Consider the following 16,834-nt stretch of genomic DNA (forward strand, 5'->3'; position numbering starts at 1 on the left):
GACGGGAAGATCGACACGCGCCGATCGCGCGGTGCGCGTCGCCCATGAAGAAAGGCGGGCCGAGCGGCCTGCCTTTTTTGCATCAGCGCTGCGCGAATGCTCAGGACTGCGGCGGAATCACGAGCTTCTGGCCCGGGTAGATCCGGTCCGGGCTCGACAGCATCGGCTTGTTCGCCTCGAAGATCGCCGGGTACTTGTTCGCGTCGCCGTACACTTCCTTGGCGATCGCCGACAGCGTGTCGCCCGGCTTCACGTCGTGGTACCGCACTTCCGGATCGTCCGGCTGCAGGCCGTCGTCGTTGACGCCCGCGACACCCTGCACGTTGCCGGCCGCGACCTTGACCTTCGCCTTCGTGTCGAGATCGGCGACGCTGCCCGACAGCGTGACGGTGCGCGACGCGCCGTCGAACGCGACGGTCAGGTTCGACGTGTCGAGACCTTGCGAGTTGATGTAGTTCTTGATCGCATCGGCCGCGGTCTGGTTCGCGGCATTCGGATCTTCCGCTGCCTGTGCATCGGCGTGACCCAGCAGTTTTTCACCCGCCTCTTTAATAAACGAAAGAAGACCCATCGTTGCACTCCTTAGGTGGTTGAAAAGAAAACGCGCCGTGAAGTGGCGAAAAAAACACCGCGCTGGGTGCGGTCTCCGGAGGGAAACGCAGGCGCGGCGGTTTTCTCGAAAGGCGTGGCGAAAGTGTAGGCGTTCAACGCGACGATTGCATGAAAAATCGCACGCTCGAACGTAAAGAAATGTAATACGCGAAATCCGACAGGCGGACACCCGACGACGACGTCTGACCGACCAAGGCTTCCCCGGCGCCGCCGGGTGCCGCTGCGGACCCCACCACGCCGCTCTCAGCCCAGAGCGGCGTTTTTCGCCCCGTTCCGCATGCCGTTGGCGATGCAGGCCGGGGCGCCCCACCGTGATGCGCGTGTGCACCGCGCATCGATGCGACCGGCCGCGGCCGGATCGCAATCATTCGTCGCGCGCGTCCGCCATCGCAGCACAAACGCGCGTTGCTGCGGCCGCGTTACGCGGCCGGCGTCTGGCCGATCTCGAAGTTCGACATGATCTCGAGCGCGCGCACGAGTGCCGAGTGATCCCATGCCTTGCCGCCGTGCGACGCGCACACGCTGAACAACTGCTGCGCGCTCGCGGTGTGCGGCAGCGCGAGGCCGAGCTTGCGCGCGCCGTCGAGCGCGAGGTTCAGGTCCTTCTGGTGCAGCTCGATGCGAAAGCCCGGGTCGAACGTGCGCTTGGTCATGCGCGCGCCGTGCACTTCGAGGATGCGCGACGCGGCGAAGCCGCCCATCAGCGCCTGGCGCACGCGTTCCGGATCGGCGCCCGAACGCGCGGCGAACAGCAGCGCTTCGCCGACCGCTTCGATGTTCAGCGCGACGATGATCTGGTTCGCGACCTTGCAGGTCTGGCCCGCGCCGTTGTCGCCGACGAGCGTGATGTTCTTGCCCATCTTCTCGAACAGCGGCTTCGCGCGCTCGAACGCCTTCTCGGGGCCGCCGACCATGATCGTCAGCGTCGCTTCGCGCGCACCGACTTCGCCGCCGGACACCGGCGCGTCGAGGTAGTCGCAGCCGAGCGCGTTGATCTGTTTCGCGAATGCCTGCGTGTCGAGCGGCGAGATCGAGCTCATGTCGATCACGAGCTTGCCGGCGCTCAGGCCCTTCGCGACGCCGTCGTCGGCGAACAGCACGTTACGCACGTCCGGCGTGTCCGGCACCATCGAGATGATGATGTCCGCGTGCCGCGCGACTTCGGTCGAGTTCGCGACGACCTTGGCGCTGCCGCGCAGATCGTCCGGGATCGGAAACGCGCCGTTCACGACGAGTTGATGATCGCCCTTGAGCAGGTTGCGCGCCATGTGCGCGCCCATGATGCCGAGGCCGATGAAACCGATGGTTGCCATGTGAAAGTCTCCTGTGGGGCTGAAAACGGAAAGGGTGCGACTCAGGCGGCGCGACGCGCCGAGGCCGGTGCGCAACCGGCCACGCTTTGCAGCCAGCCGAGGCCTTCCGTCGTGGTGGTGCGGGGCTTGTATTCGCAGCCGACGTAGCCGGCATAGCCGAGCCGGTCGAGCAGCGCGAACAGGAACGCGTAGTTGATCTCGCCGGTGCCCGGCTCGTTGCGGCCCGGGTTGTCCGCGAGCTGGACGTGGCCGATCGACGCGAGGTTGCGTTCGATCGTCGCGGCCAGTTCGCCTTCCATGCGTTGCATGTGATAGATGTCGTACTGCAGGAACAGGTTGTCCGACCCGACCGCGCGGATCACGTCGAGGCCTTCCGACGACCGGTTCAGCGCGAAGCCCGGGATGTCGAAGCGGTTGCACGGCTCGACGAGCAGGCGGATGCCTTCGCGCTTCAGCGCATCGGCGGCGAAGCGCAGGTTGTCGACGATCGTCACGAACGTCTTGTCGCGCGCCGTGCTCGCCGACGGGATGCCGACGAGGCAGTTCAACTGCGGCACCTTCAGCGCCTTCGCGTAGTCGATCGCTCGACCGACCCCTTCCTGGAATTCGCCGACGCGATCGGGCAGGCACGCGATGCCGCGCTCGCCTTGGTCCCAGTTGCCGGCGGGCAGGTTGTGCAGCACGAGGCGCAGGCCGTGCGTCTCGAGCCGCTCGGCGAGTTCTTCTTTCGCGTACGGATACGGGAACAGGAACTCGACGGCGTCGAAGCCCGCGTCCGCGGCCGCCTTGAAGCGGTCGAGGAACGGCACTTCGTTGAACAGCATGGTCAGGTTTGCAGCAAACTTCGGCATGAGCTAAGCCTCTTCGGTCGGTCAAAAATGTCGTGCGGTTCAGTCGAGCATCGAGATCGCGGTCGGTGCGTGCTCGGCCTTTTCGGCGAACTCCTCGAATTCGTTGATCGCGTCGATCTCGGTGCCCATCGAGATGTTCGTCACGCGCTCGAGGATCACCTCGACGACCACCGGCACGCTGAACTCTTCCGCGAGCGTTTGCGCCTGACGCAGCGCCGGCTCGATCTCTTCCGGCTTGAACACGCGCAGCGCCTTGCAGCCGAGGCCTTCCGCGACGGCCACGTGGTCGACGCCATAGCCGTTCAGTTCGGGCGCGTTCACGTTGTCGAACGCGAGCTGCACGCAGTAGTCCATGTCGAACGCGCGCTGCGCCTGGCGGATCAGCCCGAGGTACGAGTTGTTCACGACGACGTGCACGTACGGCAGCTTGAATTGCGCGCCGGCCGCGAGCTCCTCGATCATGAACTGGAAGTCGTAGTCGCCGGACAGCGCGACGATCGGGCGGCTCGGGTCGGCCGCACGCACGCCGAGTGCGGCGGGGATCGTCCAGCCGAGCGGGCCGGCCTGGCCGCAGTTGATCCAGTTGCGTGCCTTGAACACGTGCAGGAACTGCGCGGCGGCGATCTGCGACAGGCCGATCGTGCTGACGTAGCAGGTATCGCGGCCGAACACCTTGTTCATCTCTTCGTACACGCGCTGCGGCTTGACCGGCACGTTGTCGAAGTGCGTCTTGCGCTGCAGCGCGCGCTTGCGCGCCTGGCACTCGGACACCCACTCGCCGCGGTCCTTCAGCTTGCCCGCGGCCTTCCATTCCCGCGCGACCGCGACGAACAGCTCGAGGGCCGCCTTCGCGTCGGACACGATGCCGAGATCCGGGCCGAACACGCGGCCGATCTGCGTCGGCTCGATGTCGACGTGCACGAACTTGCGGCCCTTCGTGTAGACCTCGACGCTGCCCGTGTGGCGGTTCGCCCAGCGGTTGCCGATGCCGAGCACGAAGTCGGACGCGAGCATCGTCGCGTTGCCGTAGCGGTGCGACGTCTGCAGGCCGACCATGCCGGCCATCAGCGGGTGATCGTCGGGAATCGCGCCCCACGACATCAGCGTCGGGATCACCGGCACGCCGACCGTTTCGGCGAACTGCACGAGCAGGTCTTCGGCCGCCGCGTTGAGCACGCCGCCGCCCGACACGATCAGCGGCTTGTCCGCGTCGTTGAGCATCGCGAGCGCCTTCTCGATCTGCGCGCGGGTGGCCGCGGGCTTGTAGACCGGCAGCGGTTCGTACGTGTCGATGTCGAACTCGATTTCGGCGAGCTGCACGTCGATCGGCAGGTCGACCAGCACCGGGCCCGGGCGGCCCGAGCGCATCAGGTGGAACGCCTGCTGGAACACGCGCGGCACGAGCGCCGGTTCGCGCACGGTGACGGCCCACTTGGTGACCGGCTTCGCGATCGATTCGATGTCGACGGCCTGGAAGTCTTCCTTGTAGAGGCGCGCGCGAGGCGCCTGGCCCGTGATCGCGAGGATCGGAATCGAGTCGGCCGATGCGGAGTAGAGGCCGGTGATCATGTCGGTGCCGGCGGGGCCCGACGTGCCGATGCACACGCCGATGTTGCCCGGCGCCGCCCGCGTGAAGCCTTCGGCCATGTGCGATGCGCCCTCGACGTGGCGCGCGAGCACGTGGCTGATGCCGCCCGACTTGCGCATGGCCGAGTAGAACGGGTTGATCGCCGCGCCCGGCACGCCGAACGCGGTCTGGATGCCTTCCTTCTCGAGCACGAGTACGGCTGCGTCGACGGCTCTCATCTTGGCCATGAATGTCTCCTTGAATATGGCGGATCGTGCGAATCGGTCTGTTGGGGACACTTTAGGGATGCAGGAAAGGTTTGATAAGATCAGTCGAAGTCGCTTATTTCGAAACTAAAAGTATGGAATGACGGCCGGACGGGGCTTCCCGCCGGTGTCGGAGCCAAGACGGAGACGCGAGATGGACCGCTTCAAGCAGATCGAGACGTTCGTGCGCGTGGCCGATGCCGGCAGCCTCGCGGCGGCGGCGCTGGAGGAGGGCGTGTCGCCGGTGGTGCTGGGGCGGCGCATCGACGCGCTGGAGAAGCGCCTCGGCGTGAAACTGATGTACCGCTCGACGCGGCGGCTGGTGGTCAGCGAGGAGGGCGCCGCGTTCCTCGAGCGCTGCCGCGGGCTGCTGTCCGAATGGGATCAGGCCGAGAACGAGCTGGCTGCCGGCCGGCGCGCGGTCAGCGGGCACCTGATCGTGTCGGCGCCGGCCGCGTTCGGCCGCAAGCACGTCGCGCCGCACGCGCCCGGCTTCCTGGCCGACAAGCCGGAGATGCAGCTGTCGTTCAACCTGACCGACCGCGTCGTCGATCTCGTGCGCGAAGGCTACGACCTGTCGATCCGGATCGGCGGCGCGGTCGATCCGAACTTCGTCGCTGTGAAGCTCGCGTCGAACCGGCGCGTGGTGTGCGGCACGCCCGACTATTTCCGCCGGCACGGCCGGCCGAAATCGCTCGACGACCTGCTCAAGCACAACTGTCTCGCGTTCAACCTGCAGGGCGGGCAGAACCGCGGCTGGTATTTCCAGCGTCACGGCAAGATCGCGACGATGCGCGTGACCGGCAATCTCGACTGCAACGACGGCGAGCTGCTGCACCGCTGGGTGGCCGAGGGGCTCGGGCTCGGCTGGCGCTCGACGTGGGAGATCGCCGCGCAGCTCGAAACGGGCGAACTCGAGACCGTGCTCGACGAATACGCGCTGCCCGACTACGACATCCTCGCCGTCTACCCGCAGCAGCGCTACGTGCCGGCGCGCGTGCGTTACTTCATCGATTACCTGCGCGAAGCGTATGCGCGCCCCGGTTACTGGAGCACCACGCCGTAACGGCCGGCGCGCCCGGCCGCCTGCGATTTTTTACGCTGCATGCGTGCGGCGCGGGAATAAACTCGACGCAGCAGCGGTAAGGTCATCGAGCGCGCACGTTGCCGGTCTGTCCGGGCGCCGGGCGCGGAACGGGCGCGGCGTCGGCCGCCGGGACCAGGGAGGCCATGTGGGGCAAGCCGGACAGGCGGTCGATGAACGGGCGGCGGACGATGCAGCCGCGCGCGGCGAGCGGTTTCGCATGCTCGTGCTGCCGCATCTCGACGCCGCGTACAACCTCGCGCGCTGGCTGAGCGGCAGCGCCGGCGATGCGGACGACGTCGTGCAGGACGCGTGCATGCGCGCGCTGCGCTTCGTCGATTCGTGTCGCGGCGACAACGCGCGGCCGTGGCTGCTGACGATCGTGCGCCACACCTGGTACACCGAGTGGCGGCGGCGCACGCATGCGCACGAGGTGGCGCTGCCCGACACGCTCGACGACGCGGACGTGCCCGACGACTGGCAGCCGGCGACGGAGGACCCGCTCGCGCAGCTGCTGCGCGGCGAGAACGTGCGGCTCGTGAATGCGGCGCTCGCGAAGCTGCCGACCGAATACCGCGAGGTGCTCGTGCTGCGCGAGATGGAGGACCTCAGCTACCGCGAGATCGCGGCGATCGCCGACGTGCCGGTCGGCACGGTGATGTCGCGGCTCGCGCGCGGCCGGCGCAAGCTCGCCGCGCTGCTGGGCGCCGCGCCGGCGCCGACGACCGAAGGCCGGCCGGGCCGGACGCCGGCGGGCGGAACCGCATCGGAGGCTATCGATGGACTGTAACGAAGCGCGAGCGTTGCTGGACGCGGACGTCGACCGCGAGCTGTCGGCGCCCGATGCGTTGCGGGTCCAGCAGCATGTCGACGGGTGCGACGCGTGCCGCCGCGAACGCGCGCGGATCGTCACGCTGGTGCAGGCCGTGCGGCAGGCCGATTATCACCGCGCGCCGGACGCGCTGCGGGCGAGCATTCTTGCGAGCCTGCCGGCCGCGGCCGATGCGCCTGCCCGTGAACCGTCGCGGGCCGCGCCCCGGCCTGAACGGCAGTCACCGCCGCCACGGCGGCCGCGCGCACGCGACTGGTTCTCCTGGCTGACCGGGCGGGGCGGGTCGGCACGCCCGGTATCGACCGGCGCGGGGCCGCGCGTGGCCGCGTTGCCGGGCCTCGGCTGGGGCGTCGCGCTGTTGATGGCGCTCGCGGCGGCGGGCGGAATGGCGTGGTCGGCCCGCCACGCCGACACCGAGCGAACGGTCGACGAACTCGTCGCGAGCCATGTACGGGCCGACCTGTCGGCGCGCGCCATCGACGTGATCTCGACCGACCAGCACACGGTCAAGCCGTGGTTCAACGGCCGGCTCGACTATGCGCCGCCGGTCGAGGATCTCGCCAAGAACGGCTTCGCGCTGGTCGGCGGCCGGCTCGACTACGTCGGGCGTCGCCGTGTCGCGGTGCTCGTCTATCGCCACCGGCAGCACGTGGTCGACGTCTACGTGCAGCCGGCCGGGGAGCGGCCGGCTGCTCCGTACACGACCGTGTCGCAGGGCTATGCGCTCGACCGCTGGAACGCGGCCGGGATGACGTGGTGGGCCGTGACCGACGCCGAGCCGTCGGCGCTCGCGGCGTTCCGGACGGCCCTCGGCGCGCGGCTTGCCAGCGCGCGCAGCGAATGACGGCGCGGCCGAGGGGCGGCGCACGCGTGTTCCGGCCCCGGCCGTGGAAGGGCCGGATGTCGGCCGCGGCCGCCCGCATGCCTGTTCAAGTCTTTGAAAACACGGCCGAATCCGTCTGCCGATCGTCGATTGGCCTTGCATGCGCCCCGTAACCGGGGTAGAATCTTCGGCTTCTCACTTGCCACACCGGTTCAGACGCCCGGGTGGCTTTAATCCACAAGGAGTGTGTAATGCGTCATTACGAAATCGTATTCATCGTGCACCCGGATCAAAGCGAGCAAGTGCCCGCGATGATCGAGCGCTACAAGTCCACGATCACGTCGCACGGCGGCCAGATCCACCGTGTCGAAGACTGGGGCCGTCGCCAGCTGGCCTACATGATCGAGAAACTCGCGAAGGCTCACTACGTCTGCATGAACATCGAGTGCGACCAGACGACGCTCGACGAACTCGAACACGCGTTCAAGTTCAACGACGCCGTGCTGCGTCACCTCATCGTCAAGATGAAGAAGGCCGAAACCGGCCCGTCGCCGATGATGAAGGAAGTTCAGCGCGAAGAAGCCAAGAAGGCGGCTGCTGCTCAGCCGGCCGAAGCGCAGGCTTAAGTTCGTCACTTATTAAGCCATCAAGGAGCGCGCCACTCACGTGAACAGGTTGCAATTGACGGCGAGCGTCGTCGAACGCGCACCGGTGCGATATACGCCGGCCGGTGTTCCGATCGCAAGCGCCACATTGCATCACCGCACGGAAGTCGTCGAAGCAGGCATTCCCCGTCAGGTCGAAATGACGATCGAGGCGGTGGCGGCCGGTGAGGCGAGCGGCAAGCTGGAAAGTCGTGAAATGGGCGTCGAAACGCTGTTCACGGGCTTCCTGGCCAAGAAAAGCCGCAACGCGAGAACCTTGGTGTTTCACATCACTGCATTGCAGGACACAGGAAAGGACTGAAATCATGGCCCGCCCGACTGGTAAGAAATTCGACAAGCGTCGTCAGCAACAAAACCCGCTCTTCAAGCGCAAGAAGTTCTGCCGTTTCACGGCTGCAGGCGTCGAGCAGATCGACTACAAGGACACGGAAACGCTGAAGGACTTCATCGGCGAAAACGGCAAGATCACGCCGGCTCGTCTGACGGGTACGAAGGCGCACTATCAGCGTCAGCTGGATACGGCCATCAAGCGTGCGCGTTTCCTCGCGCTGCTGCCGTACACCGATCAGCACAAGGCGTAATCAGGCGACGCAATAAGGAGAATTCGAATGCAAATCATTCTGTTGGAAAAAGTCGCCAATCTGGGCAACCTCGGCGATATCGTCAAGGTCAAGGACGGTTACGCTCGCAACTTCCTGATCCCGAACCGCAAGGCTCGCCGTGCAACGAAGGAAGCGATCGCCGAATTCGAAGTGCGCCGCGCTGAACTCGAAAAGATCGCTGCTGAAAAGCTGGCAGCATCGCAGGCAGTCGGCGAGAAGCTGAACGGCCAGTCGTTCGAAATCACGCAGAAGTCGGGCGTCGACGGCCGTCTGTTCGGCTCGGTCACGAACGGCGACGTCGCGGAACTGCTGAAGAAGGCAGGCTACGAAGTCGAGAAGCTGCAAGTGCGCATGCCGGAAGGCCCGCTGAAGATGATCGGCGAGCACAACGTCCAGGTCGCGCTGCACACGGACGTCGTCGTCGACGTCACGATCAACGTGATCGGCGACCACGCGTAAGCGTATGCAAGCTTGCCGGGCGGCTTCCGTCGTCCGGACAAGGGCAGGCGCCCGGGCAACCGGGGCCTGCCTTTTTTATTGCCCGATCGCCGGCAAGCGGTGGTAGCGCTGCCGCCATCTATTCGCGATAATCCCAACCCATGAACGCGCCGCAAGATCCCCAAATCGAATCGCTGAAAGTCCCGCCGCATTCGGTCGAAGCCGAGCAGTCGGTGCTCGGCGGCCTGTTGCTCGACAACGCGGCATGGGACCGGATTGCCGATTTCCTGTCGCAGGGCGACTTCTACCGCTACGACCACCGGATCATCTACGAGCACATCGGCCGCCTGATCGCGTCGACGCGCCCGGCCGACGTCGTGACCGTGTACGAAGCGCTGACCACGTCCGGCAAGGCCGACGACGTCGGCGGGCTCGCGTACCTGAACGCCCTCGCGCAGAACACGCCGAGCGCGGCGAACATCCGCCGCTACGCGGAAATCGTGCGTGATCGCGCGGTGCTGCGCCGGCTGGTGTCGGTCGCCGACGAGATCTCGGCCGACGCCTTCAATCCGCAGGGCAAGGAAGTCCGCCAGCTGCTCGACGAAGCCGAATCGAAGGTCTTCTCGATCGCCGAGGAGGGCGCGCGCGGCAACCAGGGTTTCCTCGAGATCGGCCCGCTGCTTACCCAGGTGGTCGAGCGCATCGATACGCTTTACCACACCGCTAACCCGAGCGACGTCACCGGCACGCCGACCGGCTTCGTCGACCTCGACCGGATGACGTCCGGGATGCACGGCGGCGAGCTGATCATCGTGGCCGGAAGACCGTCGATGGGTAAGGCCCAGCCGCTCGATGCGCGCGTCAGGACGCTGACGGGCTGGAAGCCGATGGGTGAGCTGGCAGTCGGTGATGCACTTGCTTCGGTCGACGGCGCAGCGTCGATCGTGACCGGGATCTACCCGCAGGGCGAACGCCAGGTGTATCGGGTCCGCTTTTCGGATGGGCGTTCGGCCGAATGCTGCGACGAGCACCTGTGGTGCGTCCATTTCCGTGAGTGGGAAAAGCCGCGCGTACTGTCGACCGCGGAGATTCGCACGTTGCTGACGCGCGAACGCTACCGGAACCGGCTGTGGATCGACATGCCGAGCGGCGAGTTCGGTCATCGCGAGGCGCTGCCGATCGATCCGTGGGTGCTCGGCGCGCTGCTGGGCGACGGTGCGCTCGGCGGGACTGCTGTGCGTTTCAGCGTGAAGGCCGAGGAAACGTTGAGCCGGATGCGCGCGCGTGTCGACGCGTCGCTCGAGCTCGAATACGCGGGCCAGTACGACTGGCGCATCAAGCGCCGGCCGTCGACGGCCGCGGAAGCCCGGCCGTCCGCCAACCCGCTCAAGGCTGCTCTCGAGCAGCTCGGTGTGTGGGGGAGGACGAGCTACGACAAGTTCATCCCGCGCCTCTACCTCGATGCGGACAAGGACGCGCGGCTGGATTTGTTGCGCGGGCTGCTCGACACGGACGGCTGGGTCGAATCGTGGGGGGCGGTGCGTTATTCGACCGCCAGTGCGCAGTTGGCGAGCGACGTGCGCGAGCTGGCGCGTTCGCTCGGTGCATGGTGCCAGATTGCCGAAAAGGCGACGAGCTTCACGGTCGACGGCGAACGCAAGGCCGGTGCGACGGCTTACGTTTGCACGATCAGTCATCCGGATCCGCAGAGCCTGTTCCTGTTCCAGGGCAAGCGCGACCGGCTGACGGGCGGGCGTGTGCGCCGCAAGATGCCGGTTATCGTCGGCATCGAGCCGACGCGCCGGACGGCCACGCAATGCATTTCGGTCTCGCATCCGTCGCGGCTGTACGTGACCGACGATTACGTCGTGACCCACAATACGGCCTTCTCCATGAACATCGGCGAATACGTCGCGGTCGAGTACGGGTTGCCGGTCGCGGTGTTCTCGATGGAAATGCCGGGCACCCAGCTCGTGATGCGTATGCTCGGCTCGATCGGCCGGCTCGATCAGCACCGAATGCGTACCGGCCGCCTGACGGACGAGGATTGGCCGAAGCTGACGCACGCGGTGCAGAAGATGAGCGAGGCGCAGCTCTTCATCGACGAGACGGGCGGCCTGAATCCGATGGAATTGCGCTCGCGCGCGCGGCGCCTCGCGCGACAATGCGGCAAGCTCGGCCTGATCATCGTCGACTACCTGCAGCTGATGTCGGGTTCGTCGCAGGGCGAGAACCGCGCGACCGAAATTTCGGAAATCTCGCGATCGCTGAAGAGCCTCGCGAAGGAGCTCGACGTGCCGGTGATCGCGCTGTCGCAGCTGAACCGCGGCCTCGAACAGCGCCCGAACAAGCGGCCGGTGATGTCGGATTTGCGCGAATCGGGCGCAATCGAACAGGATGCGGACGTGATCCTGTTCATTTATCGAGATGAGGTCTACAATCCCGACAGCCCTGACAAGGGGACGGCCGAAATCATCATCGGCAAGCAGCGTAACGGCCCGATCGGGCCCGTTCGGCTCACGTTCCTGGGGCAATACACGAAGTTCGACAATTTTGCCGGGGCGCAGACCTTCTACGGCGAGTAAAGCCGGTTGTAAACACCTATTTCGCCAAATGTTGTATCCAATCCCGGCGTGCGCATATGCGCACGTCGCGTCGCGACCGGAACCGGTACAATGTCGCCCGTTTTCGTGACAGTAGTTTGACAATCTCTCAGGAATCCCATGTTCGGTCGATTCATGCCCACCGAGGGCAAGTTCTTTGAACTCTTCAACTCGCACGCGAAGCACATCGTTTCCGGTGGCCGCGAGCTCGAACTGCTGATCGACAATCTCGTCGACGCCGAGATTCACAAGCAAAACGTGCAAATCGCCGAGAAGGCCGCCGACAAGCTGACGCACGAGGCGATCGATCTGCTGCACAAGACCTTCATCACGCCGCTCGATCGTGACGAGATCCACAAGCTGATCACGACGATGGACGACATCCTCGACCTGATGGAGGACGTCGCGACGGCCGTGTCGCTGTACGACGTGCAGTCCGTCACGTCCGAGGCGAGCCAGCTCGCGCATATCGTCACGCAGTCGGCGCAACACGTGCAGCAGGCCGTCGGCCTGCTGTCCGACATGAAGCAGTCGGCGCAGATCCTCAAGCAGTGCGAGGAAATCGATCGCTGGGAGTCGGAAGCCGACCGCGTGCTGCGCGCGGCGATGTCGAAGCTGTTCCGCGAGGAAGACGACGTGAAGACGCTCATCAAGCTGAAGGCGATCTACGAGCTGCTGGAAGAGATCACCGACAAGTGCGAGGACGTCGCGAACATCATCGAAGGCATCGTGCTGGAAAACGCCTGAGCGGACCACATGCATTCGATACAACTCGCCCTATGGATGGTCGCGACGCTCGTGCTCGTCGCGCTCGTATTCGACTTCATGAACGGCTTTCACGACGCGGCGAACTCGATCGCCACCGTCGTGTCGACCGGGGTGCTGAAGCCCCAGCAGGCCGTGGTGTTCGCGGCCGCGTTCAACGTGATCGCGTATTTCATCTTCCACCTGAAAGTCGCACAGACCGTCGGTAAAGGCACGATCGATCCCGAGATCGTCGACCACTACGTCGTGTTCGGCGCGCTGGTCGGCGCGATCGGCTGGAACGTGATCACGTGGTACTACGGGATTCCGTCGAGCTCGTCGCACGCGCTGATCGGCGGCCTCGTCGGCGCGGCGCTCGCGAAGTCGGGCTGGAGCTCGCTGAACATCGACGGGCTGCTGAAGACGATCGCGTTCATCTTCATTTCGCCGCTGCTCGGTTTCATCCTCGGTTCACTGTTCATGCTCGGCGTGTCGTGGCTGTATTTCCGTACCGCGCCCAGCAAGGTCGACCGGCGTTTCCGCCGGCTGCAGCTGCTGTCGGCGGGGCTGTACAGCCTGGGCCACGGCGGCAACGACGCACAGAAGACGATCGGTATCATCTGGATGCTGCTGATCGCGAGCGGCTACGCGTCGGCCACCGCCGATGCGCCGCCGGCGTGGGTGATCGGCGCGTGCTACCTGTCGATGGGCCTCGGCACGCTGTTCGGCGGCTGGCGCATCGTGCGCACGATGGGCCAGAAGATCACGAAGCTCAAGCCGGTCGGCGGCTTCTGCGCGGAAAGCGGTGGGGCAATCACGCTGTTCGTCGCATCGTTCCTCGGCATTCCCGTGTCGACCACGCACACGATTACCGGTGCGATCGTCGGTGTCGGCGCGACGCAGAAGCTGTCGGCCGTGCGCTGGGGCGTCGCCGGCAACATCGTGTGGGCGTGGGTGCTGACGTTGCCGGCGGCCGCGCTGTTCGCGGCTGGCGGCTGGTGGCTCGGGCATCAGATCTTCTGATCGCCGACACTTCCTGATCGACGCGAAATGCGCCGCAAGCCGAAAGGCCGCGGCGCATTTTCTTTTGGAGGCCAGCGGAGCATGTCGTCGACGTCGTCGACGGTCGCGGTTCGAGCAACGGCTCAGTAGCTGCCGTTCGCGAACCGCGCGATCGGATCGTCTGCCGTACTGGTGCGCGGGCTGATGGGCGCGGATTGCGTCGACGCACGCAACACCTGCACGGGATCGATGGTGCGCGGCGGCGTGCCGGGGGCGGCGGGCGGCGGCTCGGCATCGAAGGCGGCGGCCTCGGCGGCCGTCAGTGCGGTCGTCGGAATCTGCGTGCCGACTTCCGCCGGGGCGGTCGGTGCTGCGTTGGCGGTCATCGCAGTCGCGCCGTCATTCACCGACGTGGCTTGCTGCTGGGCCGCCTGCATCCGCGGTGGCGGCGGTTCATACGGATCGGCGGCCGGTGCTGCCGGTGCGGTTGCGGTGGCCGTCACGACCGGCGCGGTCGGGATGGCCGGAGCCGGCGCCTGCGTCGCTCTTGCTCGTGAAGACGCATACGCCGCCGGCTGTCGCGGCGCGGCGGCAGCCGTCACGACCGCCGGAGCAGCCGCGAGCGCCGGCGGATTGCGCGGCTCGTCGCGCTTGGCCTCGTAGGTCGGCGCATCGAACGGCGTCGGGGCGGAGCGCGGCGGCGCGACGCGGCGAATGCCGTCGAAGCGCTTCGCCCAGTACGGGTTCGTCAGGTAGTCGAGCCGCACGGTGCCGCCCGTCGACGGTGCGTTGACGAAGCGCAGCTTGCCGACATAGATGCCGACGTGCGAATGCGGCCGCCCGGTCGTATTGAAGAAGATCAGGTCGCCCGGCGCGATCTCGTCGGGCTCGATCGACACGCCGCGGCTGCTCATGTCGGCGGTCGTGCGCGGCAGGTTCACGTCGGCCGCGCGGCCGATCACGTAGCGCACGAGCCCGCTGCAGTCGAAGCCGCTCGCCGGCGTGTTGCCGCCCCAGCGATACGGGACGCCGACGAGGCTCATCGCCTGGATCGAGATCTCTTCCTGGCCGACGCTGTGGTCGACGAATTTGGGGAAATTGGCCGGCGCCGGGAACGCACGCGGCGTCGTGATCTTCATGCCCGACGCGGAACGCGATGCCGATTGCGGCGGCACGCTGGAGCAGGCCGCAAGCAGGGAGACGACGGCGACGGGAACCCAGATTCGAAGCATGGCAAGGCGGGCGAGCGGTGCACTCGCGAATCGTATGACAACAGACAGACCCGATGGTAGACGCTCCGGCGGGGCTTAAGCAACCATTCTTGAGAATTTACTTGAAGTTTCGCGCGTAAACTGCGTGGTTGCGTGACGACGCGTTACCTTTGTCTTCGACCCCAAATAAAAACGGCGCTCCGGAAACGGAGCGCCGCGTGGCGTCGACAGCCGGCCGATCGGCCGGCCGGCGCGTTACAGAATGTCCGACGCGTAGTCGGCGAGCCGCGAGCGTTCGCCGCGCGCGAGCGTTACGTGGCCGCTGTGGCCCCAGCCCTTGAAGCGGTCGACGACGTAGGTCAGGCCCGAGCTGCCCTCGGTCAGATAGGGCGTGTCGATCTGCGCGATGTTGCCCAGGCACACGATCTTCGTGCCGGGGCCCGCGCGCGTGACGAGCGTCTTCATCTGCTTCGGCGTCAGGTTCTGCGCCTCGTCGATGATCAGGTACTTGTCGACGAACGTGCGGCCGCGCATGAAGTTCATGCTCTTCACCTTCAGGCGCGAACGGATCAGCTCCTGCGTCGCCGCACGGCCCCATTCGCCGGCCGCGTCGTCGGTCTTCTGCAGCACTTCGAGGTTGTCGTCGAATGCGCCCATCCACGGCTGCATCTTTTCTTCCTCGGTGCCGGGCAGGAAACCGATGTCCTCGCCGACGGGCACGGTCGCGCGCGTCACGATGATCTCGTTGTAGCGCTTGTCGTCGAGCACCTGCGCGAGGCCGGCCGCGAGCGCGACGAGCGTCTTGCCGGTGCCGGCCTGGCCGAGCAGCGTGACGAAGTCGATCTCGGGGTTCATCAGCAGGTTCAGCGCGAAGTTCTGCTCGCGATTGCGCGCGGTGATGCCCCACACGTTGTTCTTGTGGTGGCTGTAGTCGCGCAGCGTCTGCAGCAGCGCCGTCTTGCCGTTCAGCTCGCGGACGATCGCGTGGAACGTCGGCTCGCCGTTCTGCGGCTCGAGATAGACGAACTCGTTGACGAGCATCGACGCGACGAGCGGGCCGGTCACGCGGTAGTACGTGGTGCCCGTCTTCGTGTCCTGCCAGCTCTCCATGCCCTTCGCATGCTTGGTCCAGAAGTCCTGCGGCAGTTCGCGCACGCCGTTGTACAGGAGATCCGAATCCTCGAGCACCTGGTCGTTGAAGTAGTCTTCCGCGGGCAGGCCGAGCGCGTGCGCCTTGATCCGCATGTTGATGTCTTTCGACACCAGCACGACCTGGCGGTCGGGCCGGTCGCGCTGCAGCGCGCGCACGACGCCGAGGATCTGATTGTCGGCCTTGCCTTCGGGCAAACCTTCCACCGGCGCGATATCCGCCAGCTTCGTCTGGAAGTACAGGCGGCCGAGCGCGTCGCGGCTGCCGAGGCGCGACAGCGGGATGCCGGCCGAGATCGGGCCGCCGTCGGCGACGAGCGCGTCGAGCGTGCGGCTGACCTGGCGCGCGTTGCGTGCGACTTCGGACATCCCCTTCTTGTGGTTGTCGAGTTCCTCGAGCGTCATCATCGGCAGATAGACGTCGTGTTCCTCGAAGCGGAAGAGGCTGCTCGGGTCGTGCATCAGCACGTTGGTGTCGAGCACGAACAGCTTCTGCAGTTCGGCGTCGGCGGGCTTGCGGCTGCGCGACTTCGTCGCGGCGCCGGCATCGCGCGCGGGTGCCGCGGCCGCTCCGCCAGACTTGTCGGCGGCCGGCTTGTCGTTGCGTGCCACGACGGGCGCCGCGGGTTCGGCGGGCGCCGGCATCGGCTGCAGCAGCGCGGCCGTCTGCCTGGTCTTGCGGCCGCGCGCGGGCGCGCTCGGGGCATCGGGCGCCGAAGACGCGACGGCGCGCAGCGGCGCGGCCGTGTTCGCGGCTTCGATCATCGGTTGGGCCACGCTGGCCGGACCATAGTCACCGGCTGTGGATGCGTCCCCTTCGGCGGATTTCTTCGCGGCTTTCGCGGGCCGCGCTTTCGCCTTGTATTCGTCGGGCGGCAGCAGGCTGCCGAGCTTGCTGGGGGGAGTAGGCAAAGGCATGGTGTCCCTCGGGAGGAATCGTGTCGCATGGCGTGCGCCGCTGATCGCATCCTGCGTGACGTAGACGCATGCAGTTTGCGCGCGGTGGCGCACAGGAATTTCGTCTAGCCGGTTCGCCTAAGTGTCGATCAGCTCCTCGATGCGGTAAGGGCCG

Annotated in this window: 16 protein-coding genes and 1 pseudogene; 11 read left to right on the top strand and 6 right to left on the bottom strand. The window is 66.3% G+C overall.

Annotated elements, in window-relative coordinates:
• Nucleotides 1-100: 100 nt before the first annotated feature.
• The 4 genes from lysM to gcl all read right to left on the bottom strand — a co-directional run bounded on the left by lysM (nt 101) and on the right by gcl (nt 4,591).
• Nucleotides 101-571, bottom strand: coding sequence for a peptidoglycan-binding protein LysM (lysM, locus tag KPB06_RS15185; protein WP_059585256.1), 471 nt, complete (start codon nt 569-571; stop codon nt 101-103).
• A gap of 460 nt (nt 572-1,031) precedes the next feature.
• The gene (locus KPB06_RS15190) at nt 1,032-1,925 is read right to left on the bottom strand and encodes a 2-hydroxy-3-oxopropionate reductase (protein ID WP_059585257.1); all 894 of its coding nucleotides are present in this window, start codon (nt 1,923-1,925) and stop codon (nt 1,032-1,034) included.
• Between the two features lie 41 nt (nt 1,926-1,966).
• Entirely contained in the window at nt 1,967-2,776 is an 810-nt protein-coding gene (gene hyi, locus KPB06_RS15195) for a hydroxypyruvate isomerase (protein ID WP_059645599.1), read from the bottom strand.
• Nucleotides 2,777-2,815: 39 nt separating this feature from the next.
• Entirely contained in the window at nt 2,816-4,591 is a 1,776-nt protein-coding gene (gcl, locus tag KPB06_RS15200) for a glyoxylate carboligase (RefSeq protein WP_275906154.1), read from the bottom strand.
• A 172-nt stretch (nt 4,592-4,763) separates the two neighbouring features.
• On the opposite strand from gcl, the gene KPB06_RS15205 reads away from it, so the two are divergent.
• From KPB06_RS15205 to KPB06_RS15250, 10 genes are all read left to right on the top strand, one after another.
• On the top strand, nt 4,764-5,675 hold the full coding sequence (locus KPB06_RS15205) for a LysR family transcriptional regulator (RefSeq protein WP_059585260.1): 912 nt from the start codon (nt 4,764-4,766) through the stop codon (nt 5,673-5,675).
• A 166-nt stretch (nt 5,676-5,841) separates the two neighbouring features.
• A complete protein-coding gene (locus KPB06_RS15210) occupies nt 5,842-6,483 on the top strand; it encodes an RNA polymerase sigma factor (protein ID WP_059585261.1) in 642 nt (213 codons plus the stop codon).
• Nucleotides 6,473-7,369 (top strand): anti-sigma factor family protein, encoded by an 897-nt coding sequence (locus KPB06_RS15215; RefSeq protein ID WP_059585262.1) that lies wholly within the window; start codon nt 6,473-6,475, stop codon nt 7,367-7,369. Before KPB06_RS15210 ends, KPB06_RS15215 begins: the two co-directional genes overlap by 11 nt.
• A 230-nt stretch (nt 7,370-7,599) precedes the next feature.
• Entirely contained in the window at nt 7,600-7,974 is a 375-nt protein-coding gene (rpsF, locus tag KPB06_RS15220) for a 30S ribosomal protein S6 (protein WP_006486255.1), read from the top strand.
• A 40-nt stretch (nt 7,975-8,014) separates the two neighbouring features.
• A complete protein-coding gene (priB, locus tag KPB06_RS15225) occupies nt 8,015-8,314 on the top strand; it encodes a primosomal replication protein N (RefSeq protein WP_011549649.1) in 300 nt (99 codons plus the stop codon).
• Between the two features lie 4 nt (nt 8,315-8,318).
• Complete coding sequence (gene rpsR / locus KPB06_RS15230) at nt 8,319-8,594, top strand: 30S ribosomal protein S18 (RefSeq protein ID WP_004193360.1); 276 nt, start codon at nt 8,319-8,321, stop codon at nt 8,592-8,594.
• Between the two features lie 27 nt (nt 8,595-8,621).
• Nucleotides 8,622-9,074, top strand: coding sequence for a 50S ribosomal protein L9 (gene rplI / locus KPB06_RS15235; RefSeq protein WP_006486256.1), 453 nt, complete (start codon nt 8,622-8,624; stop codon nt 9,072-9,074).
• A gap of 140 nt (nt 9,075-9,214) precedes the next feature.
• Entirely contained in the window at nt 9,215-11,638 is a 2,424-nt protein-coding gene (dnaB, locus tag KPB06_RS15240) for a replicative DNA helicase (protein WP_275906155.1), read from the top strand.
• A gap of 138 nt (nt 11,639-11,776) precedes the next feature.
• On the top strand, nt 11,777-12,403 hold the full coding sequence (locus tag KPB06_RS15245; RefSeq protein ID WP_059585264.1) for a DUF47 domain-containing protein: 627 nt from the start codon (nt 11,777-11,779) through the stop codon (nt 12,401-12,403).
• Between the two features lie 9 nt (nt 12,404-12,412).
• The gene (locus tag KPB06_RS15250; RefSeq protein WP_059585265.1) at nt 12,413-13,423 is read left to right on the top strand and encodes an inorganic phosphate transporter; all 1,011 of its coding nucleotides are present in this window, start codon (nt 12,413-12,415) and stop codon (nt 13,421-13,423) included.
• A gap of 122 nt (nt 13,424-13,545) precedes the next feature.
• Here KPB06_RS15250 and KPB06_RS15255 read toward each other — a convergent pair whose 3' ends face one another.
• Nucleotides 13,546-14,634 (bottom strand): C40 family peptidase, encoded by a 1,089-nt coding sequence (locus KPB06_RS15255; protein ID WP_275906156.1) that lies wholly within the window; start codon nt 14,632-14,634, stop codon nt 13,546-13,548.
• 234 nt (nt 14,635-14,868) lie between these two features.
• Nucleotides 14,869-16,680, bottom strand: a complete 1,812-nt coding sequence (locus KPB06_RS15260) for a PhoH family protein (protein WP_059645620.1) — start codon at nt 16,678-16,680, stop codon at nt 14,869-14,871.
• Between KPB06_RS15260 and KPB06_RS15265 the strand changes: the two are divergent.
• A pseudogene (locus tag KPB06_RS15265) lies at nt 16,576-16,817 on the top strand (hypothetical protein); the annotation flags it as partial. The gene KPB06_RS15260 and the pseudogene KPB06_RS15265 sit on opposite strands and share 105 nt — an antisense overlap.
• Nucleotides 16,818-16,834 lie beyond the last annotated feature (17 nt).

The organism is Burkholderia semiarida (assembly GCF_029268935.1).
GTDB lineage: Bacteria > Pseudomonadota > Gammaproteobacteria > Burkholderiales > Burkholderiaceae > Burkholderia > Burkholderia semiarida.